This is a genomic window from Halostella pelagica (assembly GCF_004762015.1).
GTDB lineage: Archaea > Halobacteriota > Halobacteria > Halobacteriales > Natronoarchaeaceae > Halostella > Halostella pelagica.
Map to the genome: position 1 here is coordinate 651595 of NZ_SJES01000001.1, position 20302 is coordinate 671896.

Annotated in this window: 24 protein-coding genes and 1 pseudogene; 15 read left to right on the forward strand and 10 right to left on the reverse strand. The window is 64.4% G+C overall.

All coding sequences use genetic code 11. From position 1 onward, the window contains the following. Complete coding sequence (locus EYW42_RS03260) at positions 1-264, reverse strand: hypothetical protein (protein ID WP_135533819.1); 264 nt, start codon at positions 262-264, stop codon at positions 1-3. Between the two features lie 169 nt (positions 265-433). Between EYW42_RS03260 and EYW42_RS03265 the strand changes: the two genes are divergently transcribed. Next, positions 434-856 carry a hypothetical protein gene (locus EYW42_RS03265; RefSeq protein ID WP_135533820.1) on the forward strand — a complete coding sequence of 141 codons (423 nt, stop codon included), beginning with the start codon at positions 434-436 and terminating at the stop codon, positions 854-856. Here EYW42_RS03265 and EYW42_RS03270 read toward each other — a convergent pair. Together EYW42_RS03270 and EYW42_RS19680 are read right to left on the reverse strand one after the other, a co-directional pair. Next, positions 828-1694, reverse strand: a complete 867-nt coding sequence (locus EYW42_RS03270; protein ID WP_202613809.1) for a TIGR01548 family HAD-type hydrolase — start codon at positions 1692-1694, stop codon at positions 828-830. The two genes, EYW42_RS03265 and EYW42_RS03270, sit on opposite strands and share 29 nt — an antisense overlap. A 111-nt stretch (positions 1695-1805) precedes the next feature. Continuing rightward, positions 1806-2141: pseudogene (locus EYW42_RS19680) on the reverse strand (UPF0146 family protein); the annotation flags it as partial. A 40-nt stretch (positions 2142-2181) separates the two neighbouring features. Here EYW42_RS19680 and EYW42_RS03275 point away from each other — a divergent pair. Together EYW42_RS03275 and EYW42_RS19390 are read left to right on the forward strand one after the other, a co-directional pair. Then, positions 2182-2703, forward strand: coding sequence for an archaemetzincin family Zn-dependent metalloprotease (locus EYW42_RS03275; protein WP_135533822.1), 522 nt, complete (start codon positions 2182-2184; stop codon positions 2701-2703). A gap of 79 nt (positions 2704-2782) precedes the next feature. Next, positions 2783-2944: a UPF0058 family protein gene (locus EYW42_RS19390; RefSeq protein ID WP_161972902.1), complete on the forward strand. Its 162-nt coding sequence runs from the start codon at positions 2783-2785 to the stop codon at positions 2942-2944. Positions 2945-3046: 102 nt separating this feature from the next. On the opposite strand, the gene EYW42_RS03285 is transcribed toward EYW42_RS19390, so the two are convergent. The 4 genes from EYW42_RS03285 to EYW42_RS19685 form a co-directional block, all read right to left on the reverse strand. After that, complete coding sequence (locus tag EYW42_RS03285) at positions 3047-4861, reverse strand: ribosome biogenesis/translation initiation ATPase RLI (RefSeq protein ID WP_135533824.1); 1815 nt, start codon at positions 4859-4861, stop codon at positions 3047-3049. A 1-nt stretch (position 4862) separates the two neighbouring features. Next, entirely contained in the window at positions 4863-5198 is a 336-nt protein-coding gene (locus EYW42_RS03290) for an EMC6-like membrane protein (protein WP_202613791.1), read from the reverse strand. Positions 5199-5396: 198 nt separating this feature from the next. Continuing rightward, positions 5397-6647, reverse strand: a complete 1251-nt coding sequence (locus EYW42_RS03295; RefSeq protein WP_135533825.1) for an RNA-guided endonuclease TnpB family protein — start codon at positions 6645-6647, stop codon at positions 5397-5399. Beyond that, positions 6631-6774: a hypothetical protein gene (locus EYW42_RS19685; protein WP_202613792.1), complete on the reverse strand. Its 144-nt coding sequence runs from the start codon at positions 6772-6774 to the stop codon at positions 6631-6633. The genes EYW42_RS03295 and EYW42_RS19685 overlap by 17 nt, the downstream gene beginning before the upstream one ends. 228 nt (positions 6775-7002) lie before the next feature. Between EYW42_RS19685 and EYW42_RS03300 the strand changes: the two genes are divergently transcribed. Continuing rightward, on the forward strand, positions 7003-7314 hold the full coding sequence (locus tag EYW42_RS03300) for a winged helix-turn-helix transcriptional regulator (RefSeq protein ID WP_135533826.1): 312 nt from the start codon (positions 7003-7005) through the stop codon (positions 7312-7314). 35 nt (positions 7315-7349) lie between these two features. On the opposite strand, the gene EYW42_RS03305 is transcribed toward EYW42_RS03300, so the two are convergent. Next, positions 7350-9218 (reverse strand): PINc/VapC family ATPase, encoded by a 1869-nt coding sequence (locus EYW42_RS03305; RefSeq protein ID WP_135533827.1) that lies wholly within the window; start codon positions 9216-9218, stop codon positions 7350-7352. A gap of 200 nt (positions 9219-9418) precedes the next feature. Here EYW42_RS03305 and EYW42_RS03310 point away from each other — a divergent pair, with 200 nt between their 5' ends. After that, on the forward strand, positions 9419-11050 hold the full coding sequence (locus EYW42_RS03310; protein WP_135533828.1) for a protoglobin domain-containing protein: 1632 nt from the start codon (positions 9419-9421) through the stop codon (positions 11048-11050). A gap of 52 nt (positions 11051-11102) precedes the next feature. On the opposite strand, the gene EYW42_RS03315 is transcribed toward EYW42_RS03310, so the two are convergent. Beyond that, positions 11103-11477, reverse strand: a complete 375-nt coding sequence (locus EYW42_RS03315) for a hypothetical protein (RefSeq protein WP_135533829.1) — start codon at positions 11475-11477, stop codon at positions 11103-11105. A 301-nt stretch (positions 11478-11778) separates the two neighbouring features. Here EYW42_RS03315 and EYW42_RS03320 point away from each other — a divergent pair, with 301 nt between their 5' ends. The 6 genes from EYW42_RS03320 (at position 11779) to EYW42_RS03345 (ending at position 18026) form a co-directional block, all read left to right on the forward strand. After that, complete coding sequence (locus EYW42_RS03320) at positions 11779-12894, forward strand: M20 family metallopeptidase (RefSeq protein WP_135534032.1); 1116 nt, start codon at positions 11779-11781, stop codon at positions 12892-12894. Positions 12895-12921: 27 nt separating this feature from the next. After that, complete coding sequence (locus EYW42_RS03325; RefSeq protein WP_135533830.1) at positions 12922-14442, forward strand: carboxypeptidase M32; 1521 nt, start codon at positions 12922-12924, stop codon at positions 14440-14442. A gap of 302 nt (positions 14443-14744) precedes the next feature. Continuing rightward, on the forward strand, positions 14745-15017 hold the full coding sequence (locus EYW42_RS03330) for a hypothetical protein (protein WP_135533831.1): 273 nt from the start codon (positions 14745-14747) through the stop codon (positions 15015-15017). A gap of 213 nt (positions 15018-15230) precedes the next feature. Beyond that, positions 15231-16154, forward strand: a complete 924-nt coding sequence (locus EYW42_RS03335; RefSeq protein WP_135533832.1) for an ABC transporter substrate-binding protein — start codon at positions 15231-15233, stop codon at positions 16152-16154. Beyond that, positions 16151-16627, forward strand: coding sequence for a desampylase (locus EYW42_RS03340; protein ID WP_135533833.1), 477 nt, complete (start codon positions 16151-16153; stop codon positions 16625-16627). The genes EYW42_RS03335 and EYW42_RS03340 overlap by 4 nt, the downstream gene beginning before the upstream one ends. A 73-nt stretch (positions 16628-16700) precedes the next feature. Next, on the forward strand, positions 16701-18026 hold the full coding sequence (locus EYW42_RS03345; protein ID WP_135533834.1) for a hemolysin family protein: 1326 nt from the start codon (positions 16701-16703) through the stop codon (positions 18024-18026). A 13-nt stretch (positions 18027-18039) separates the two neighbouring features. Here EYW42_RS03345 and ubaA read toward each other — a convergent pair whose 3' ends face one another. Further along, the gene (gene ubaA, locus EYW42_RS03350; protein ID WP_135533835.1) at positions 18040-18864 is read right to left on the reverse strand and encodes an SAMP-activating enzyme E1; all 825 of its coding nucleotides are present in this window, start codon (positions 18862-18864) and stop codon (positions 18040-18042) included. Between the two features lie 121 nt (positions 18865-18985). On the opposite strand from ubaA, the gene EYW42_RS03355 reads away from it, so the two are divergent. From EYW42_RS03355 to EYW42_RS20670, 4 genes are all read left to right on the forward strand, one after another. After that, positions 18986-19327, forward strand: a complete 342-nt coding sequence (locus tag EYW42_RS03355) for a rhodanese-like domain-containing protein (protein ID WP_135533836.1) — start codon at positions 18986-18988, stop codon at positions 19325-19327. Next, entirely contained in the window at positions 19324-19572 is a 249-nt protein-coding gene (locus EYW42_RS03360) for a hypothetical protein (protein ID WP_237561264.1), read from the forward strand. Before EYW42_RS03355 ends, EYW42_RS03360 begins: the two co-directional genes overlap by 4 nt. Positions 19573-19711: 139 nt before the next feature. Next, positions 19712-19897 carry an HVO_0416 family zinc finger protein gene (locus tag EYW42_RS03365; RefSeq protein WP_135533837.1) on the forward strand — a complete coding sequence of 62 codons (186 nt, stop codon included), beginning with the start codon at positions 19712-19714 and terminating at the stop codon, positions 19895-19897. 182 nt (positions 19898-20079) lie between these two features. Next, a complete protein-coding gene (locus EYW42_RS20670) occupies positions 20080-20238 on the forward strand; it encodes a DUF7563 family protein (RefSeq protein ID WP_449271864.1) in 159 nt (52 codons plus the stop codon). Positions 20239-20302: the final 64 nt, after the last annotated feature.

Sequence of the window (20302 nt, forward strand, 5' to 3'; positions counted from 1 at the left end):
TCAGGGAGCGTCTTCGTCCTCGGGGTTCATCGCGGCACCGTCGGGAGCGCCGCCGTCGTACGCGTCGCGCTCGGAGCGTTCCCGCAACCGCTGGGATACCGCCGCCGCCAGGGCATCGAGGCGGTCCTCGTCGACGTCCGCCGCACCGCGCAAGTCGTCGATATCGTCCTGAGCGTCGGCGAGCAGACGGGCCGCCTCGTCGTCCGTCACACCGGTCGCGCGCTCCAGTTTCGACTGCACCGCGTCGAGGTCGGGATCTGTCACGGGCGACCTGCCACGGCGAGAGGGAAAAGCGCTCGGTCGAGCGGCTTTCATAGGGACTGTTGTAACTGATTCACGATATTCTCCGACCCCGTGGCGGCGAACTACCGAGCTAACTCACAACAGTCTCTATCAGGCTGGCCGTGGTACGGCGTTCGAGGCGAGAGTACATATGAAAGGATTCGCTGCGGGCGTCGTCGCGACAGTCTGGAAGACAGCCGCCGCGATCACCGGCCGGCGACAGGGACTGACTGCGCTCCCGACGCCGTTTCCGCGGGCGCTGACCGAACGAATCGTCGGCGAGGACGCGCCGGAGGGACCGAAGTTACTGGCGGCCACCGTCTCGCACCTCGGTTACGGCGGGACGATGGGCGCGGCGTTCGCGCTCCTCCAACCGCGCGGCGGGGCCGTCCGCGGCGCTGCCTGGGGGGCGTTTCTGTGGGTAATACAACAGACCGTCTTCTTCCCGTTCGTCGGCTGGGGGCCGTTCGGCCGGGACCTGTCCCGAGAAGCGTCCCTGGAGACGCTGTGGCACCATCTGGTCTACGGTCTCGTCCTCGGCGTCCTCATCCGAGATGGTCCGGAAGATCGTTGACGGAGTCGACGACGGCTGACGCGCCCGCTTTCTCGTACTTCTCTCGTCCCTCTTCCCCGGTGAGACCGCCGGTGAGGACGCCGACGCCGCGGTAGTCGCGGGACGGGTCCGTTTCGGCCGCGTTGACCGCCGTCCGCACGTCGTCTAACGTGTCGCCGACGAAGACGACGGTCCCCGCGTCGAAGCGCTCGGCGAGAGTGACGAGCGCGTGCGGGTCAGGTTTGCCCGCCTCCCAGTCGTCCATCGTGAACCGATGCGGGGCGGGGACGTCCAGACCGACGCGTTCCAGCGCGATGCTTGCCTCCGCTTCCGGCCGGCCGGTGAGCACCCCCACGTCGTAGCGGTCGGTGAGCGCGGCTATCGTCGACTCGTCGGCGATGACCGGCTCGTCGTGAATGAACCCGTCCGTCTCGGTGTCGGGGTCGCCGCCCTCGATAGCGCGGTAGAGGTCGGCACCGAGATAGAGCTGTTGGAACACCTCGCGGAGTCGCTCGCGGTCCCACGCCTCGCGGACGCGTTCGGTCGCGTTCGCGCCGAGCGCGTCGGTGATGACCGCCTCCGCGGCGTCGACGCCACCGCCGCGGGCCGCGATAGCGTCGGTGTACGCTCCGATGCTCTCGCCGTACCCTTCCCCGGCGGCGAGGACGTACAGCGCGGCGGCGTCGGTGAGTTCCCAGTCGTTGTTGAACCCGCCGGCGTCCTTGAACTGCTGAATGTCTGCCTTGCGGATCGTGCGGTCGTAGACGCGCTCGATCGACTCGACGATCGCGCGGCGGTACGAGTCCTCCACGTCGACGAGGACGCCGTCGACGTCCAGAACGACTGCGTCGGCGTTCATATCCGAGCGGAGGCGGGACTGGGATAAGGGCGTGTCGTTACGGCAGAGCGCCCGGGCCGGCCCCCGCGCACGGTACAGCGTGTCGCCGGGCACCGTCTCCCTGTCGACGGGAACCGACGGCGGGTCGCCGCCCAGAGTGGTAAAGAACAAGACGGCGTCGGCCGCGTCGGCGACATCGCGGAGCGGCCGGTGGAGTTCCGGCGGCGCGTTCAGCGCGTAGACCGCGTCGGCATCGGCGTAAACGGCCGGGTCCGGATCGGTCACGTCGTCCACGACGAAGGAGACGCAGTCGGGGACAGAACGGTCGCGGACATCCGTCGCGGTGACGGTAACGCCGCGGTCGGCGAGCGTTCGCGCCACGTCGGTTCGCCGGCCGATTCCGACTTCCACCACGTGTTCGTATCGAGCGAGGTGGTCGGCGAGCGCGTCGGTCGAAGGGCGGGACACAGGCGGGATGTTTATTGCCGGCGCGCCCTAATTGCTGTGCATGCTCGTTGACATCGTGCCGGTCGGGGAAGTGCCCGCCAGGGTCAAACGGCAGGCGTCCGCCGGGCTGCGGAGCGTCTACGACTGCGAAGTTACTGTCCAGCAGTCGCAATCTATCCCCAACGGCGCGTACGACAGCAACCGCAACCAGTACGGCGCGGAGGAGTTCATCAAACTTGCCAGCCGCGTCGGAAGCGGCGAGAAGAACATTGCCGTCACGACGAAGGACCTCTTCTACCGGCGTCGAAACTACGTCTTCGGCCTCGCCTATCTCGACGGCAACGGCAGCGTCGTTTCGACGTATCGTCTCCAGACATCCAGCGACGGCGGCTTCTCGAACAAGGACGCCGGCGAGATATTCGGCGACCGCGTTCGCAAGGAGATCGTCCACGAGGTCGGCCACACGCTCGGTCTGGAACACTGCGACAACAAGCGCTGCGTCATGAACTTCTCGCCGACCGTCCGGGAAGTCGACGTGAAAGAGCAGACGCTGTGTGGCTCCTGTCAGCGGCAGGTTCTCTGACGCCGTCGCGGTTTGTACCTGCGATCTCGGCAGAGATGCCCCACCTCGTTTTCCTCCTCGAATCCCTAACTTGGACACCTTGCGAAAGACTGAACTGATCCATCTCCACTCGCTCCTTCGACTCCGCCGGGTGCGATACGCGGCGGAAATAAACGACGAGACGTTCGAGGAGTACGAGTCGCTGGGCGTCAGTCCGACGCACGTCCACCGGCCGAAGGCGACCACAGGGAAGCCGTGCTGACGCTGTCGTCACAGCTAACGAACTCTCGAAAAACGGGAAGTACAGTTGCGACGACCGACAGCCGGAACCGGCGTCTGCGAACTGGCAGCGCCCCGACGGACCTCAGGGCGCGTAGTAGTACTCGCCCTTGTCTTTCTGCTCGCTGTCGAGTTGACTGCCGGGCTTGTTGATCCGCGGACGGCCGACGCGCTCGTCGCGTCGGAAGGTGATCTCCAGATTCGCGAGGAAGTCGTTCATTCCAGAACGCATGTCCTGCGGTTTCCCGGCGCGGCCGCGCTCGGCGGGTTCGCCGTCGAATACCATCAGGCGGTCCGCCAGCAGGTCGATCATGTAGATGTCGTGGTCGATGACCAGCACCGTCGCGTCCTGGCTCTCGGCGTACCGCCGGATCGCGCGGGTCGCCTGGACGCGCTGTTCGACGTCCAGGTGAGCGCTCGGTTCGTCGAGCAGGTAGATGTCGGCGTCTTCGGACAGACACGCCGCGATAGCGACCCGCTGGCGCTCGCCGCCGGAGAGGTCGTTCAGGTTCTGCTCCATGATCCGCTCTAGCTGGAGCGGTTGGGCTATCTCGGTGTTCCAGTACGACGAGCCGAACTGGTCGGTGATAGAGGAGAGGAACGCATCGACCCGCATCGGCTGGTCGATCTCGATGTACTGGGGCTTGTAGGAGATATCGAGCGCGAAATCGACATCGCCCTCGTCGGGCTGGAGGTCGCCGGTGAGCATCTGGGCGAACGTCGATTTCCCGATACCGTTCGGGCCGACGATGCCGAGAACCTCGTTCTCGCGGACCTCTCCGCCCTCGACGTCGAGCGAGAACTCGCCCTCGCCGTAGCTCATCGAGAGGTCCGGATACTCGACGAGCGTGTCGGCGGACGAGACAGGTCGCGGAGCGTGCTGCTCGAACTCGATGGCCTCCGGCCGGATACGCATGTTCTCGTTGTCGAGATAGCCGGCGAGATACTCGTTGATGCCGTTGCGGACGGATTTAGGCGACGTGATGACACCGTACGCGCCGGGTTCACCGTACGCGACGTGGAGGTTGTCGGCCAGCAGGTCGAGAATCGCGAGGTCGTGTTCGACGACGAGCATCGACTTGTCGCCCTCCTCGGCGAGTTCCTGGATCAGGCGGGCGACGGTGACGCGCTGGCCGATGTCGAGATAGGGCGTGATCTCGTCGAGGAAGTAGAAGTCGGCTTCCCGCGCGAGACAGGCCGTGATGGCGACTCGCTGGAGTTCGCCGCCGGAGAGGTTGTCGATGTTCTGGTCCATCACGGGGCGGATCGAGAGACGGTCGATCAGGTAGTCGAGGTCGCCGCGCTCGTCGGTCTGTTCGAGCAGTTCGCGCGTGTTGCCGTCGAACTGGCCGGGGATCTGGTCGACGTACTGGGGCTTTCGCGCGACGGTGACGTCGCCGTCCCTGACTGACGCGATGTAATCCTGAAGTTCGGTTCCGCGGTACGCGTCCAGAGCGTCGTCCCAGTCCGGTTCCGTTTCGTGCTGGCCGAGGTTGGGAACGAGTTCGCCGGCGAGGATGCGGACGGCCGTCGTCTTCCCGATGCCGTTCGGTCCCAGAATACCCGTCACTTGGCCTTCCTGCGGAACGGGCAGGCCGTACAGCGAGAAGGCGTTCTCGCCGTAGCGGTGAGCCGGGTCGTCCTGAAGCTCCTGTGGCAAGTTGATGATCTCGATAGCGTCGAACGGGCACTTCTCGACGCAGATGCCGCAGGTCTCGCCCAGGCAGATCTCTTCGCTGATGTGGATCTGGTCGGGGTCGCCCTCGCGGGTGTCTTCGCCCCGCAGCGTGATGCACTCTTTCCCGGTGCGGTTCGGCGGACAGAAGTTCTTACACTCGTAGTTGCACCGGTCGGGCTGACATCTGTCGAGGTCGACGACGGCGATACTGTCGCTCGCCATGTTAGAACGAGATCCCGAATCCGGTTTCGAGCATGATTCCCCACGTCACGAACCAGAGGGCAAACGTCATGAAGGCGATGAAGAGGTAGTCCTTTATTCCGGGACCCTCCTCGCCGTACGCCCCTATGGCCCGGTAGAGAGGGATCTGTACGAGGACGAGCGCGAGGACGATGGCCTGTGCGGGTTGGTGCATAGCCGCGTCCGCCGGAGCCATGTCTGCCGTCATCGCGGAAGAGACCAGCGCCGCCGCGATCCCGCCGATGGACGCGAGCGACGTGACCGTGATAGAACGGAGATGAGAATCCATCCCCTCAGATTCGGCTTGTTCGGTCGCCATACGAAACGGTCGGGGACCCGCGGTGAAAAACAGTTCGCTTGCGGGCGCTCGACGGACGTCACCACCGGGCAACGGCAGAGCTGACTAACTATCCTGCGGATAAACAGCTCCAAACGGCACCGATGTTCCGACAGGTGACATCCTCCCCGCCGTAAACGGCGGGGCTTCCCACGCATGGGGAATACCAGTCAGTCGTCGCTAGGTAGAGGGTTCCGACTCTTGGAACGCCGTGAGCGTCATCTGCGAGGGGTTCTCGCTCGTCTCACAGTGAGCCGTGGCGGTGTCACTACCGCTCCCATCCCGAGGCGAGTCATCGCGTCCCACCTTATCAAGCGGGACGCTCTCTCCCCACGGGTCAATCCGTCGTGCGATATTCGCGGAAGCGTTGATGTCGGCCTGAAACGTCGAAACGTGGCAGTCATCGTTCAGACACCGAAACTCGGCTTGAGAGTCCCGCCGACCGATGCGGTGGCACGAGTGGCACGTCTTCGAGGTGTATGCCGGGTTCACGTACTCAACCGGGATGCCTGCTTCCGTCGCCTTGTCTTTGATGCGGCCTTGGAGCCGGGCGAATGCCCAGGAATGAAGCCGACGGTTCATGTACTTCCCGTAGTCGAGACGCTCACGGATGTACGTCAAGTCCTCCATCACCAACACCGGGTTCTCAAACTGTTTGGCGTACTCGACGGCCTGTCGAGACGCCTTCTCCACGATGTCGGTGAGTGCGTTCTGGTAGTGCGAGAAGCGGTTTTCAATCCGCCACTCGGAGGCGTCACGCTCTTGGAGTCGTTGCAGGGTTGTGTGCATCTCTTTGCGGAGGTGCTTCGCTCTGCTTCCGCTACACACGAACGGGTCAGTCGGAGAACCATCCTTGAGGGCACAGCCCGTGATGAGGGCGGTTTCTCCGATGTCTAAGCCGATGTGCGTGGCGTCACAGTCCGTCGCTGGTTTTTCGACCGGGTACTCGACGGTGACATGCAGTACCCAGTTTTTCCGATGCTTCTGAAGCCGTATCTCACCCGCCTTCGCGCCCTCCGATACGAGGTCGTGCCAGAGGTCTTCCTGCTCAGGGTTGATGCGGAGCGGAATCCAGAAGTTCGTCCCCCGACCGGGGCGCGGAACCCACCACGTAAACTCGTAGTCACGTTCCTCGGAGTGGTCGAACTTCGCAGCTTGATTCGTGAGCCGTATTGGGTGGCTGTCGTCCAACTCCTTGGCGTTGTATGTCTTGCGGAGTTTCGGGACGTAGTTACAGAGAGCAGCTTTGGCCTGATATGGCAGATCGTAGGGCGTCACGATGTCGCTCACTGCCGACATGGTACTCGCCCCGGCGTCGAACGCCTCTTGCAGACCGTCACGGTAGGTTTCGAGCAGGTCGTTTAGTTTCGACTGCTTGTGGGCTGTCGGTGGGGCGAACGTCGCTTGAAGGGTCTTAGTTATTGTTGTCACTGGCGTCTAATCCTTTCTCGATTAGTTCAGCGTAGGCGCGAGGATGTCGGATGCCATTGTCGCGGGCGTACTCTTTCACCCGTTCGTGGAGGTCGCTCCCTCGCTCCATATCGATTTCAGTTCTCACAACCCTTTGTACGTTATTTTGGCACTAATAACTTCCGTTCGGTATTCGGGCTGCTGTAGACTTTGGATTGCGTAGTCCAGTGACGCGATTCACGCCCGCCGTGAACGGCGGGATTCTCTCGCTGTTTAAAGATAGTACTGTCTCGATAACCGGGAAACCGTGTGATCGAGGGGTTCGAGAGACCGATGCGGCAATCTTTATGCTTCTGGGTCCTTTCGAATCGTAACGATGGCTGGTACAGACGAGGAGCTCGAAGACCTTCCGCCGAGTGCGAAGTTAGTTTTCAAAGTGCTCGAATACGACGGGCCGCTCACGCAGAAACAGATCGTTCAGGAATCGATGCTATCGGCGCGGACGGTTCGGTACGCCCTCGAACGACTCCAGGATATCGGTATCGTCGACGAAGACGTCTACTTCGCCGACGCTCGGCAGAGCCTCTACGAACTCACGGAGGAACAGGCGGTCGAAGCCGACGGCGGACCGGACGCGAAGGGGTCGGACTCGTCCGACGACGCCGAGCCCTGCCGATGTGCCGAATAATTCGTTTCTGACGCCTTCTTCCGCCGCTTTCTCGCTTACTGTGAGATGACGCTGATACTCCGGCGCTCGTCGATCGCCCGTTCGAGTTCCTCGGCGATAGCGCTCCCGCGAGTGACCTGTACGTCGCCGCCTCGACCCACGGTGGCTGTGAACAGGTACTCGCCGTCGGCCTGAACTTCGACGGTTTCGCCAGCGTGACCGTCGACCGGGATGACGATGTGCCGCGACGTGACCTCGGGTTCGACGATGTCGCCGGCACGGCCGCCGGCGCTACTGGTACCGCCGCTTCCGCCGCTACCGCCAGCGCCCGAACTCCGCCCGCCGGGTTTCTCGTCGTGGGTCCGGACGTCGATGTCGATCCCGAGACGGTTCTCCACGTCCGTGATGCGGCCGCCGCCCTTGCCGATGACGGTGGAGATGTCGTCTTCCTCGACGTAGACGACGGCGGTGTTCTGGCTCTGGAGTTCGACGTCGACGTGGCCGCGAGCGATGGAGCGGATCTCGCGTTCTATCTCCTGCCGTGCGATGCGGTCGACGCCGCTTTCGTCCTCCTCGCCCTCGCCGATGGGGACGGTAACGACCTGGCGGTTGAACGTGTAGATCTCGTACTCTGGTTGACCCGTCTCGAAGTCGCGGATCATGATGACCGGGCGGGTGAGATCCTCCTCGGTGAGGCCCTCGGGAACCTTCACCTCGGTGGTCACGTCGTACACCTTCGACACCTCGCCGGCCTCGATGTAGACGACCGTGTCGACTATCTGCGGGATCATGCCGAGTTCGACGCGGCCGACGAGTCGCTGGAGCGCGTCGATAGCGCGGGTCGCGTGGACGACGCCGATCATGCCCACGCCGGCCAGGCGCATGTCCGCGAACACCTCGAAGTCGTCTGTCTTGCGCACCTCGTCGTAGATGGTGTAGTCGGGGCGGACCATCAGCAGGGAGTCGGCGGTTGCCTCCATCTCGCCACCGAGTTCCGTGTACTGGGTGATCTCCGGGCCGACCTGCAGGTCGCGGGGTTTCTCCATCGTCTTGACCGCGAAATCGTGGTCGGCGATGTACTCAGCGACGGCCTGGGCGAACGTCGACTTCCCGGCCCCGGGCGCGCCGGAGATGAGGACGCCGCGTTTCGATTCGAGCAGGCGCTCTTTGAGTTCGTCGGCGAACTCGTAGTCCTCGATATCGGTTTTGACGATGGGCCGGACAGCGGTGATCTCGTAGCCGTCGGCGAACGGCGGTTCGGCGACCGCGATGCGGTAGTCCCGGAACTGGACGATGGTCATACCGTCGTCCGAAAGCTCGACGAAACCCTCGTTTGACTGCTTCGCGCTCTCGATTATCTCCTGGGAGTGTTCCTTCATCTCCTCCTCGGAGGTGGGTTCGTCTCCGATCTCCTCGAACTGCATCTCGCCGATCTCGCCGCGTTTCGCCATCGGAACTGCCCCGGAGCGAAGGTGGAGACTCATCGTCTGGTCGTCGACCATCTCCTCGATCGAGAGGGTTCCGACGTCGCGGGTCCGGGGCGTGATGTACTCGACGTCTAACCCCTTGGCCTGTGCGACCTCGCTCTGGACGACGTCGCTCGTGACGAACGTGGCCTCGTGTTCGGCGGCCAGTTCGCGGATCAACGCGTCGATCTCCCCCTCGGAGGCGTGGCCGCGCTCGACGGCGTCCGGCCGAGTCCCGATGTACTCCAGGTCGACGGTCCCGTCGTCGGCCAGTTCCGCGAGTCGCTGCAGTTCGGAGAGGCCGTCCCACCCGCTGTCGATGCCGTCGTTGGCCTGTGCCTCCAGTTCGGCCACGACCGCCTCGGGGACCTGTATCGTCGCGCCCTCGAAGTCGCCGTCTTCTACTCGCTCGGACACGCGGCCGTCGATGACCACGCTCGTGTCCGGAACAACGTTCATGAGAGTAAATACGGTCGCCGTGGTTCATAAGGGCACGGACCCGTAGCGGTGTGTTGGTACGCCGAGGCGGTCGCGCTACGACAGCAGTATAGCATCAGTTCGAAGAGCGGCGATGGGCGGTCCCGGTATACTGTCACCTCGTTCTCACTTTTTGGGAACGCCGTCGAACATTTTCGTACTCGAACTGATTTCACGCTGTCATGGACCCGTCGAAGGAGTTCGGATTAGGTGGACTGAATCGGTTCGTTCAATCGGCAGGGCTCACGGACCAGATCGGGCTGGACGAGGAGGAGATCAGGTGGCGCAAGGAGTTCATCGGATTCGACGACGAAGACGTAGCGCGTCTCTCGGACCTCGAACCGTTGCTCCGGGAGAATCAGGACGCCATCGCGGACGCCTTCTACGACAACCTGACCGAGTACGACCAGACCACGGCGATCTTCGAGCGGTCACCGAAAGGCGTCGAGGACCTCAAGCGCACCCAGAAGGCGTACCTGGTGTCGCTGGCGAGCGGCGAGTACGACGAGGACTACTTCACGAACCGGGCGCGCATCGGGAAACTCCACGAGATACTCGACATGCCTCTCAAGCATTACGTGGGGCAGTACGGCCTGTACTACGACCTCATACTCTCGCGAGTCGACGAGCGCGTCCAGACGCAGGTCGTCGAAGCGATCGAAGAGTGGGCCACAGAGCGCGAGGAAACCGACGGCGGACTGGACCGGGTCGTCGGGGCGCTCCGCGATATCAGCGGCGAGAGCAACGGCGACGACGGATTGGACGCCTCGCTGGAGGAGACGGTGCGCGACGCGATACACGACGGGATGGAGGACGTACTCGCCGTGTTGCGCATCCTGAACCTCGACCTCCAGGTGGCCAGCGACACGTACGTCGAGTCGTACAACCAGCGACTGGAACGCGCACTCGAAGAGCAGCGCGCGCTCGCCAGCGAGGTCGAGAACGACGTTCAACCGCCGGTCCTCCAGTTACAGCAGTCGTCCGCCTCGGTCGCCGAGAGCGCATCGACTATCTACGACCACGCCGAGAACCAAGCGGACGGCGTGAACGATGCCGCCGCGGACCTAGAGGAAGTCAGTGCGGCCGCGGAGGAAGTCGCGTCAGTCGCGGCCGACGTCCGGGAGACGAGCGAGGGCGCGGTCGACGTGGCTGCCGACGGCGTCGACGCCGGTGAGCAGGCGTTAGAGGCGCTAGAGACCGTCGAAGAGACGACCGAGCAGTTACTGAACGCGGCGGAGACCGTCGAAGCGCGCGCGAAGGATATCGAGGACGTCGTCGACAGCGTCGACAGCGTCGTCGACCGGACCGCAGTGCTAGCGACGAACGCGAAGGTGGAGGCCAAACGCGCGTCCGGAGACGGAACGGCAGAGACCATCGCCGGGGAACTGGAGACGTTCGTTTCGCAGACGCGGGAGGACCTCGAAGCGGTCAGTGACGCCGCCGAGTCTGTGCGTGTGGGAGCAACGGAGTCGCGTACTGCCATCGAGACGGCGAACGAGCGGGTTGGGGCGGGACGCGAACAGGTCGCGGCCGCTGTCGACTCCATCGAAGACCTGGAGGACATCGTTGCGGACTCCGCGGCCGGTATGGAGGAGGTCGCGGCGGCGGCTGACCAGCAGGCCCGCAGCGTTACCGCGCTCTCGGAGACGGTCGAAGACCTCGCGGACGCCGCGGATGCGGTCGCTACTGAGGCAGAGTCGGTCGCGAGCGCGAGCGAGGAGCAAGCGGCGAGCGCGCGACACGTCGCCAAGGCGGTCGAGAAACTGTCGACTGAAACCATCGACGAACAGGATCCGGTGTACGAGCGGGTCTGATACGGGTACGCCCGGGCCGCCCGACGTGTCTATCTTGGCCCGGGAAAACGAGTTAAATTGCGGTGACGGTCGTCCCGTTCGTCCGTGGGTTAGGGCCTGGCCGGTGGAGGCCTTTCGTACTTGCCCGATGGACTTCCTTGTCGTCGGCCACGTAGTAGTTCACCGTGTATTGGGTATCAGCTGACGAGACTTCGCCGGTGTTCGATTCAACACGAAGCCCGACGTTGTACTCCAGGTGAACGACGGTTCCATTCGCCGACCGTTCACTGATCGTAGCGTTGTTGATGCTGATCGTTACTGCTTGAATCTCCCCGGACGTGGAGTTTCGAGCCCGTTCAGTCGCCAGTGCACGCTCGTTTGCTTTCGAGAAGTTCAGTAGCGACCTGTTCGAGTCTGATTCTGGTACGTCAGGATAATCGACGGCCATCGTGGTTGGTTCTGTAGTTGGCGATTCAGCGGGGGATTGAGGACTCACGAGACACCCGGAAACCGGCAAACACAGCAGGACCATCACGGTGGTGTATCGGTTCTGCATATATCCAGTTCGAGTTTTGGATTTGTTAAAATTAGTGCCCTATATGCGATCCTAAGGTGACGGTGTTGATTACGACGAATACGGCCAGAGTGATCAAGAACAGTACTCTGATCGCACACGTCCTACGACCCAGCGTGTGATGACTTGGACGCGCTACTGTAGCTTCTTGTGCCGGGCGCTCGAACGAGACACCGTGACGGAACTCCGCGAACTCACCCGCGAACTCGTGTCGATACCGAGCCACGAGGACGAGACGGCGGCCGGCGACGCCGTCGAGGACTGGCTCCGCGCGGCGACCGACGCGGACGTGCGCCGCGACGACGCTGGCAACGTGATCGCCCGGACGGGAACGGGCGACGCGTCGCTGGCGCTGATAGGACACCACGACGTGGTGCCGCCGGACGACGATCAGGTTGCCGAGGACGGGTCGTACGTCGTCGAGGAACGCGACGGCCGGTTGTACGGCCGCGGTGCGGCGGACATGAAGGGCGCGGTCGCGGCGGCGATGTGCGCGTTCCGCGACGCGGACCCGCCCGACGGCCTCGAACTCGTCTTCGCCAGTTTCGTCGGCGAGGAAATCGGCGGCGAGGGCGCGCGCCACGCCATCGGCGAGGGGTTCGCACCGAACTACGCTATCGTCGGCGAGGGGTCGACGGGCTACTCCGCGCCTGACGTGACCGACGTGGCCATCGCGCACAAGGGCCGCCGGGGGTCCACGATCACGGCTCGGGGGGAGGCGGCCCACGCAAGCGAGGCCGAGGCGGGAGTAAACGCCGTCTACCGTTCCTGCGACGCCGTCGACGTGGTCAAAGAGATGGACGCGCCAGCGGTCGATATCGCCGGCGAGCGCGTCGAGGGAAGCGTCGTCGTCACGGAGATAGACGGCGGAACGGCGTGGAACGTCGTTCCGGAGACCTGCGAAGTCACCGTGGACGAGCGAACCGTGCCGGGCGAGCGAGCCCCCCTAAAGCGCGTCGAAGCGCTCGACGGCGTCGAGTGGACGGTGGACCAGGACCTGCCGCCGATGCGCTGTGCCGACGAACGGTTCGTCGACCGGGCGCTGGCGGCCGCCCGGGAGTCCCAGAGCAAGACGCCGGACGGGGTCGTCAAACCGCACGCGACCGACGCAGGATGGCTCTCGCAAGCTGGCGTCGAGTGCGTCGTCTGCGGTCCCGCCGAACCGGGAGAGGCGCACACGGAAGACGAGAGCGTCTCCGTCGAGGCGCTGGATCGCTGTTACCGGATCTACCGCGGTGTCGTCGAGCAGTTCGGAGCGGAACCCGCGCGAGACCCTGAAACAGGGGATTGATAGTGAAGGATGCGGTAGGAATCGATGATGGCAACGGAAGCCGCCGCTGACGACGTTTCGGACACGTACGAGCAGTTCCTCGCGAAAGTAAAACGCATCTCCAACATCGGCAACGCCCGGGGAGTCCTCAGCTGGGACCAGGAAGTGATGATGCCGGAGGACGGCACGCCGGCCAGGTCCCAACAGCTGTCGGCGCTCTCCGCGGTGAGCCACGAACTACTCACCGACGACGAGATGGGCGAGTATCTGGACGAACTAGAGGCCGCGGACCTGTCCGACGAGCAGGCCGCCGTCGTTCGCGAGGTCCGACGCGAGTACGACCGCGCGACGCAGGTGTCGACGGAACTGGTCGAGGAGATATCCCGAACCACCTCCGAAGCGCTGCCGAAGTGGGAGAAAGCGAAAGAAGAGGACGATTTCTCGGTCTTCGCGCCGGTTCTGGAGGACCTCGTCGAACTCAAGCGCGAGTACGCCGAGCAGATCGACCCGGACGCGGACCCGTACGCCGTCCTGTTCGCGGAGTACGAGCCGTATCTCGACCTCGAAACGGCCGAGGAGACGCTGACGCGCCTGCGAGAGGAGCTCGTCCCGCTGATCGACGATATCCGCGAATCTGACGCCGACCTCGCGTTCGACGCGTTCGACGGCGAGTTCGACATCGACACGCAGGAGGAACTGGCCCGCGACGTGCTTGACACGCTCGGCTACGACTGGGACCGCGGCCGCCTCGACACGGCACCGCACCCGTTCTCGACCGGGACCCAGTACGACGCCCGCGTCACGACGCGGTTCGACGAGTCCGACGCGCTCGGCGCACTGACGAGCACGGTCCACGAGTTCGGCCACGCCACTTACACGCTCGGCCTGCCCGACGAGGACTACGCCACGCCGCTGGGCGAATCCCGCGACCTCACCGTTCACGAGTCCCAGTCGCGCCTCTGGGAGAACCACGTCGGGCGCTCCGAAGCGTTCTGGGAGCGGTTCCTCCCGGTGATGAAAGAGCGGTTCCCGCAGATAGACGACGTTACGCCGCAGGAGGCCTGCGAGGCCGCAAACGAGGTGTACGAGGACAACCTCATTCGCGTCGAGGCGGACGAGTTGACGTACCACATGCACATCGTCATCCGCTTCGAAATAGAGCGCGAACTGATCGAGGGCGAACTTGACGTCGAGGACGTCCCCGAGGTCTGGAACGATAAGTACGAGCAGTACCTCGGTATCCGCCCGGAGACGGACGCCGAGGGCTGTCTGCAGGACATCCACTGGAGCCATGGGAGCTTCGGCTACTTCCCGACCTATTCGCTCGGGAGCGTCCTCGCGGCGCAACTGTACGCCAACGCCGAGGACGACATCGACGACCTGGAGGGGAAGATCCGCGAGGGCGAGTTCGGTCCGCTCCACGACTGGCTGACCGAGAACGTCCACCGACACGGCAGTCGGTACACGACGCCGGACCTGATCGAGGCGGCGACGGGCGAGGGCTTCACCGCCGACTACTTCCTCGACTACGTCACCGAGAAGTACACCGACCTGTACGAACTGGAGTAACGACGCGCAGCATCGGCTGTCTTCGGTTCGGGCTGAGAGACGGGGAAGGGACTATTCTCGGCACGAACTGAGAGATGGAGTATGGACTCTTCCCGGTATGAACTGAGAGAGGTGTATGAGTGTTCCCGGTGTCCTCCGCCGGGAAACCGCATCGGCACCGCCGAGAAGCGGCGACGGCGGTGACTTTTCACGAATGTTTCAGGGAATACCGCCATACGGGACGGAGCATCTGTACGGCCCCTGTCGGTTTGTGAGCGTGGAAAACGGCGCATAACAAACATCTATACGGTGTTACGGGGAGTATGGGCGCGAACGAAGTCCGCACAACGATCCAGGTATGGTCCATTCGAGCCAAGGTGGCTCTGTTGCTTCTGGCGAGCTTTCTCGGCCTCTCGCTCGTCGGGATCGCAGTCGGTAGCACCTGGGGAAAGGCCCGCTCGGTGTCGAGTGCGAGCGCGCTCGTCCCCGGTGGGAGTGAAGGACTGCAGTACGTGCTCCTGCCGGAATTCGGACTGGCGTTTCTCGGCGCTGCCCTCTGGTGTCTCGTCTGGATCGAGATCCCCCGGAAGTTCTGATTAGTAGCGCTTGCAACTGTTTACACATCCGATCGCACGCCGTCGTGCGATTGAACGTGTGATGACTTGCAAGCGCTACTATACTGTCGGACGGAGGCCGCCGAAGCATGTCGCCCCCTCGGAAACGAATCTCCTCGCGGAGTTCCGACCGACAGTGAGAGTCCGGCCCGTCGCGGCGGACGGTTTAACGGGGCTCGTTCCCAACGCACCGGTATGAACGTCGTCACGCTCCTCCCCTCGGCCACCGAGATAGCGTACGCACTCGGCGTCGATCCGGTCGGCGTCTCGCACGAGTGCGACCACCCGCCTGCGGCCGCTGAGAAGCCGTCGATGAACCGCTCGCGGGTGGACCCGGAGGCGAGCAGCGAGGAGATAAACGAGCAGGTCGTCGCGGCCGAGAACGACCACGGCGGCGTCTACGAGATAGATGTCGACGCGCTGGACGCCGTGGACCCGGACCTGGTCGTCACACAGGGGATCTGCGACGTCTGCGCCGTCGACGAGATACTCGTCGAACGCGCCGTCGAAGCCATCGACGCGAACCCCGAGATACTGACGAGCGACCCGCACAGTCTGGCGGACCTGTACGACGACGTTCGCAGGATCGGCGCGGCGACGGACCGGGCGGACCGCGCCGCGGCGCTCGTCGACGAACTGCGAGAACGCGTGGAGTCCGTCGAGGCACGCGCGGAGGCGGCAGAGTCGATGCCCACCGTCGCTGTGCTCGACTGGATGGACCCGGTGATGGTGGCCGGCCACTGGGTCCCCGAACTGGTCGATATCGCGGGCGGCGACTACGAGATGGCTGACCCCGGCGACCGCTCGCGACCCCGCGAGTTCGCCGCGGTACGCGAGTACGATCCGGATGTACTCGTGGCCGCGCCCTGCGGGTTCGACCTCGGCCAGACGGCGGAGAACGCTGAAGAACTCGCGGAGCGGGACGCGTGGAGCGACCTGACGGCGGTTCGAGACGGGCGGACGTACGCGATGGACGGGCACAACTACCTGAACCGTCCGGGACCGCGACTGGTCGATTCGCTGGAGCACCTCGCCGGTCTGGTCCACCCCGACCTGTTCGACGCGCCCCCGGCGAACGTCGCGACAGCGTTCCCGGCGACGGCGGCGACGCAGCGATGAGTGACGACGAGGCGGACAGCGGCGGCGCGAGCGCCGCCCTCGTCTTCTCGGGCGACGCCTACGACGCCGTCCTCGACCACGCCCGCGACGGCGCGCCCGAGGAGGTCTGCGGCGTGCTTGGCGGAACCGGAGGCGGCGAGGAAGGCGGGGGGAGCGCCGCGGACGGCCCCCGGCGCGTCGAAACCGCGCTGCCGGTCGAGAACGTCGCCGAGATGCGTCGAACGCGGTACGAACTGGACCCGGCGGAACAACTGGATCGCATCGAGGCGATAGAGGCAGACGGCGGGGACGTAGTCGGCTTCTACCACTCCCATCCGAAAGGGCCGTCGGAACCGTCGCCGACCGACCGCGCGGAGGCGACCTGGCCCGGCGCGTCCTACGTCGTCGTCGACCTGCGTGACGAGCGCGTCGGGTCGTGGCGCTGGACCGGCGAAGAGTTCAGGCGGGAAGCGGTTCGCGTTGAGCGCGACTGAAGCGTTTACCCCCGGAAACCGGCGGTAGCCGTAACTACCATCGCTTACGGGGCTGACCCTCGTAGCCCCGGGCATGACCGTCCCGCTGCAGTTCGGAGTCGAACTCACGACGCGAACGATAACGATAGGCGGGAGCGGGGCAATCGCCGTTCTCATCGCCCTCTCGGCCTTTTTCTCCTCCTCGGAGATCGCCATGTTCTCGCTGGCGGACCACAAGGTCGAGGCGATGGTCGCCGAGGACCGCCCCGGGGCCGCGCTGGTCAGCGATCTCAAGGCCGACCCGCACCGCTTGCTCGTGACGATCCTCGTCGGCAACAACGTCGTCAACATCGCGATGGCCTCCATCTCGACGACGGTCCTCGCGCTCCACTTCTCGCCGGCCGAGTCGGTCCTGGTATCCACGTTCGGGATCACCGCGCTCGTGCTGTTGTTCGGCGAGAGCGCGCCGAAGTCCTACGCCGTCGAACACACAGAATCGTGGGCCCGCCGGATCGCGCGTCCGCTGCAGTTGTCCCAGTACCTGATGTATCCGCTGGTCGTCCTCTTCGACTACCTCACCCGGATCGTGAACCGGCTAACCGGCTCCACGGCCGCGATCGAGACCCCGTACATCACCCGCACCGAACTCCAACAACTGATCGAAACCGGAGAGCGAGAGGGCGTCATCGAAGAGCAAGAGCGCGAGCTACTGCTCGGGATATTCCAGTTCAGGAACCGCATCGCGAAGGAGGTGATGCGGTCCAGGCTGGACGTGACCGCCGTCGAGGCCGGCGCGACCGTCGCCGAAGCGATCGACGTCTGTATCGACGAGGGACACGACAGGCTCCCGGTGTACGAGGAGACGCTCGACACCGTCGTCGGCGTCGTCGAACTGCCCGATCTCGTGCGCGCTGGGCGGGACGGGACGACGACCGTAACCGTCGACCTCGCCGAACCGGTACTCCACATCCCCGAGACGAAAGACGTCGACGAGCTACTGATCGAGATGCGCGAAGCGCATCGGAATCTGGCGATCGTGGTCGACGAGTTCGGGACGACCCAGGGGCTCGTCACGCTTGAAGACATCGTCGAGGAGATAGTCGGCGACATCCTGGAAGAGACGGAGCGCCCGGCGATCGAGGAACTCGACGAGCGGACCGTGCGCGTCCGCGGAGACCTCAACGTCCACGAACTGAACGAGGAACTCGGCGTTTCGGTCCCGGAGGGCGAGGAGTTCGAAACCGTCGCGGGCTTCGTCTACGACCGTCTCGGCCGCGTCCCCGACGAAGGCGACGCGGTCGAACACGACGGGACCCGCATCGAGGTCGAGCGGATGGACGGCACCCGGGTTCGAGTTCTGCGGGTGACGAAACCGGAGACAGAGGTATCGGCGGCCGACGAGCCGCCGGAAGAGCGGTGAGCTCGGATCCGGATCAGTCCGCCGAAATAGAGCAGGTCTCGGCGTACTCCACGTCGCGAACGGATTCGATGGCGGGGTCGTTCCCGCAGACGGGACAGTCGGGGTTCTTGCGGAGCGGCACCTCCTCGAACGACATGTCCATCGCGTCGTACATCAAAACACGTCCGTCCAGCGTCTCGCCGATTCCCATGACGAGCTTGACCATCTCGGTCGCCTGGATGCAGCCGACTGTGCCAGGGAGAACGCCGAGAACGCCCGTGGAGGCGCAGTCAGGAACCGTCCCTTCCTCAGGCGCTTCGGGGAACAGACAGCGGTAGCACGGCGAGTCGTCGTCGCCGGGGAACGTCGTCACCTGTCCCTCGAACCGGAAGATAGCGCCGTGGGAAAACGGGATGCCCGTGAGCGTGCAGTAGTCGTTGACGAGATAGCGCGTCTGGAAGTTGTCGCTCGCGTCGACCACGTAGTCGTAGCCGTCGACGAGATCCGCGACGGTGTCGCTGGTGACGCGCGTCTCGTGGGCGACAGCGTCGACGTCCGGGTTCAGTTGGGTGACGTAGTCGACTGCGCTGTCGACTTTCGGGCGGCCGACATCGTCGTCGCCGTGGATTATCTGTCGCTGGAGGTTGCTCCGCTCGACGGCGTCGTCGTCGGCGATGCCCAACTGACCGACGCCCGCCGCCGCGAGATACTGGACGACCGGCGAGCCGAGTCCGCCAGCCCCGACGACGAGGACGGACGCGTCAAGGAGGCGCTTCTGGCCCTCCGGCCCGACTTCGTCCATGATGATGTGCCGGGAGTAGCGGTCGAGCTGCGTCGCGCCCAGATTCAGATCGGTCATGTCCGACGGTTGCGGGCCTGCGGGCTTAAACCGTCCGCCAGAACGGGTCGACGAAGGGGTAGCGGCCCGAACCCGGCCGCGCCCCGAAGACGTTTAGCGCGACGAGGCCTAGAAACGCGCGATGGTCGAGGAGATCACGCCGGACGAACTGGCAGCGAAACTGGACACCGACGGGAGCGTGTCGGTCGTCGACATCCGCCCGGAAGCGGCGTTCGAAGCGGGACACATTCCGGGCGCGGAGAACGTTCCGTTCCCCGAGTTCACGGCGGCCGTCGAGGGGCGCGACTGGGGCGAAGACGTCGTGATCGCCTGTCCGATCGGCGAGAGTTCGGTGCAGGCGGGCCGCTTGCTGGAGTCCCACGAGGCCGTCGGCCCCGACACCACGGTGGCGTCGCTCGCCGGCGGCTACGAGGCGTGGAATAACGAACTGGAAAGCGCGGGCGGGGACGACGAACGACCGTGACGACCTACGACGGTCTGGCCGACCCGCTCACCTGTGCCGAATGCGGAGAGACGATAGAACGCGGCTACGCATCCGCGGCCAACGGCGAACTCCGGCGGGAGACCGCGGTCTGTGAAACGTGCGGGTGGGGCACCGTCGGCCATATGGGGTGTGCGCCGACGCTCGCCGACTTCGACGGCGGAGACGCCCTCGTCCGCGTCGAGGACGGTCCGGGCGACTACGCAATCGGAAACGTCAAAGAGTGACGCGACGCCGGGAAACCGGTCCCGTTCGCATCGCGGGACGGGGGTGACACTCACACAATCAGTTGTTCGTTCCCGCGTCCCGGCAAGGTCTGTCGGACCCTCACGATTTATATGCGTGGTGTGCCATACCTTACCGTGTATGGCTTCCGCACCCGACACCGGCGACGACGATGTTTTCGACCAGTTCCTCTCGCAGCGCGGCCACGAGACAGAGCGAGTAGACTGGGAGACGGAGTATAACAAGAAGCAGTGTCCGGAGTGCGGCGGGATCCACGACTCTTCCGCGACGGAGTGTACCGTTTGCGGATGGGGCCCGTCGGAGTGAACAGGCGAAACGCGACTCGGTTTTTCTCGGTCCAGTGTGCTGTCAGCCGTGAGTCAGTATGGTCCCGTCCGAGCAGCGGGTCGGCCGGTTCTCGGGCCGAGTAACGTACCAGCGACCGGAGAGTACCCATCCGTCGACAGAATTATAAGAGATTATTTCCTCAGGTAGCGGTGGAGAGAGAAATGCCGGAATGTCAGAACTGCGGCGCGTTTGTCACGGAAGCGTACGCTCGAGTATTTACGCCACGTGGCGTCGACGACCCGCGCGTCTGTCCGGACTGTAAAGACAAGATACGGGACGGGAGTGACGTGCGCGATGCCCGGTCCCCCCGGAACAACTGACCTCGCTGGTTTTACGCGGTTCTATGGCCGATCAGCGGTCCGAAGACGAACCCACGACCCTTAT

Excerpts from the sequence above, each read along its gene's own strand:
- EYW42_RS03265 (WP_135533820.1), top strand. The coding sequence starts at position 434 with ATGAAAGGATTCGCTGCGGGCGTCGTCGCGACAGTCTGGAAGACAGCC.
- EYW42_RS03270 (WP_202613809.1), bottom strand. The coding sequence starts at position 1,694 with ATGAACGCCGACGCAGTCGTTCTGGACGTCGACGGCGTCCTCGTCGAC.
- EYW42_RS03275 (WP_135533822.1), top strand. The coding sequence starts at position 2,182 with ATGCTCGTTGACATCGTGCCGGTCGGGGAAGTGCCCGCCAGGGTCAAA.
- EYW42_RS03285 (WP_135533824.1), bottom strand. The coding sequence starts at position 4,861 with ATGGCGAGCGACAGTATCGCCGTCGTCGACCTCGACAGATGTCAGCCC.
- EYW42_RS03290 (WP_202613791.1), bottom strand. The coding sequence starts at position 5,198 with ATGGCGACCGAACAAGCCGAATCTGAGGGGATGGATTCTCATCTCCGT.
- EYW42_RS03300 (WP_135533826.1), top strand. The coding sequence starts at position 7,003 with ATGGCTGGTACAGACGAGGAGCTCGAAGACCTTCCGCCGAGTGCGAAG.
- EYW42_RS03305 (WP_135533827.1), bottom strand. The coding sequence starts at position 9,218 with ATGAACGTTGTTCCGGACACGAGCGTGGTCATCGACGGCCGCGTGTCC.
- EYW42_RS03310 (WP_135533828.1), top strand. The coding sequence starts at position 9,419 with ATGGACCCGTCGAAGGAGTTCGGATTAGGTGGACTGAATCGGTTCGTT.
- EYW42_RS03315 (WP_135533829.1), bottom strand. The coding sequence starts at position 11,477 with ATGGCCGTCGATTATCCTGACGTACCAGAATCAGACTCGAACAGGTCG.
- EYW42_RS03325 (WP_135533830.1), top strand. The coding sequence starts at position 12,922 with ATGGCAACGGAAGCCGCCGCTGACGACGTTTCGGACACGTACGAGCAG.
- EYW42_RS03330 (WP_135533831.1), top strand. The coding sequence starts at position 14,745 with ATGGGCGCGAACGAAGTCCGCACAACGATCCAGGTATGGTCCATTCGA.
- EYW42_RS03335 (WP_135533832.1), top strand. The coding sequence starts at position 15,231 with ATGAACGTCGTCACGCTCCTCCCCTCGGCCACCGAGATAGCGTACGCA.
- EYW42_RS03340 (WP_135533833.1), top strand. The coding sequence starts at position 16,151 with ATGAGTGACGACGAGGCGGACAGCGGCGGCGCGAGCGCCGCCCTCGTC.
- EYW42_RS03345 (WP_135533834.1), top strand. The coding sequence starts at position 16,701 with ATGACCGTCCCGCTGCAGTTCGGAGTCGAACTCACGACGCGAACGATA.
- ubaA (WP_135533835.1), bottom strand. The coding sequence starts at position 18,864 with ATGACCGATCTGAATCTGGGCGCGACGCAGCTCGACCGCTACTCCCGG.
- EYW42_RS03355 (WP_135533836.1), top strand. The coding sequence starts at position 18,986 with ATGGTCGAGGAGATCACGCCGGACGAACTGGCAGCGAAACTGGACACC.
- EYW42_RS03365 (WP_135533837.1), top strand. The coding sequence starts at position 19,712 with ATGGCTTCCGCACCCGACACCGGCGACGACGATGTTTTCGACCAGTTC.
- EYW42_RS20670 (WP_449271864.1), top strand. The coding sequence starts at position 20,080 with ATGCCGGAATGTCAGAACTGCGGCGCGTTTGTCACGGAAGCGTACGCT.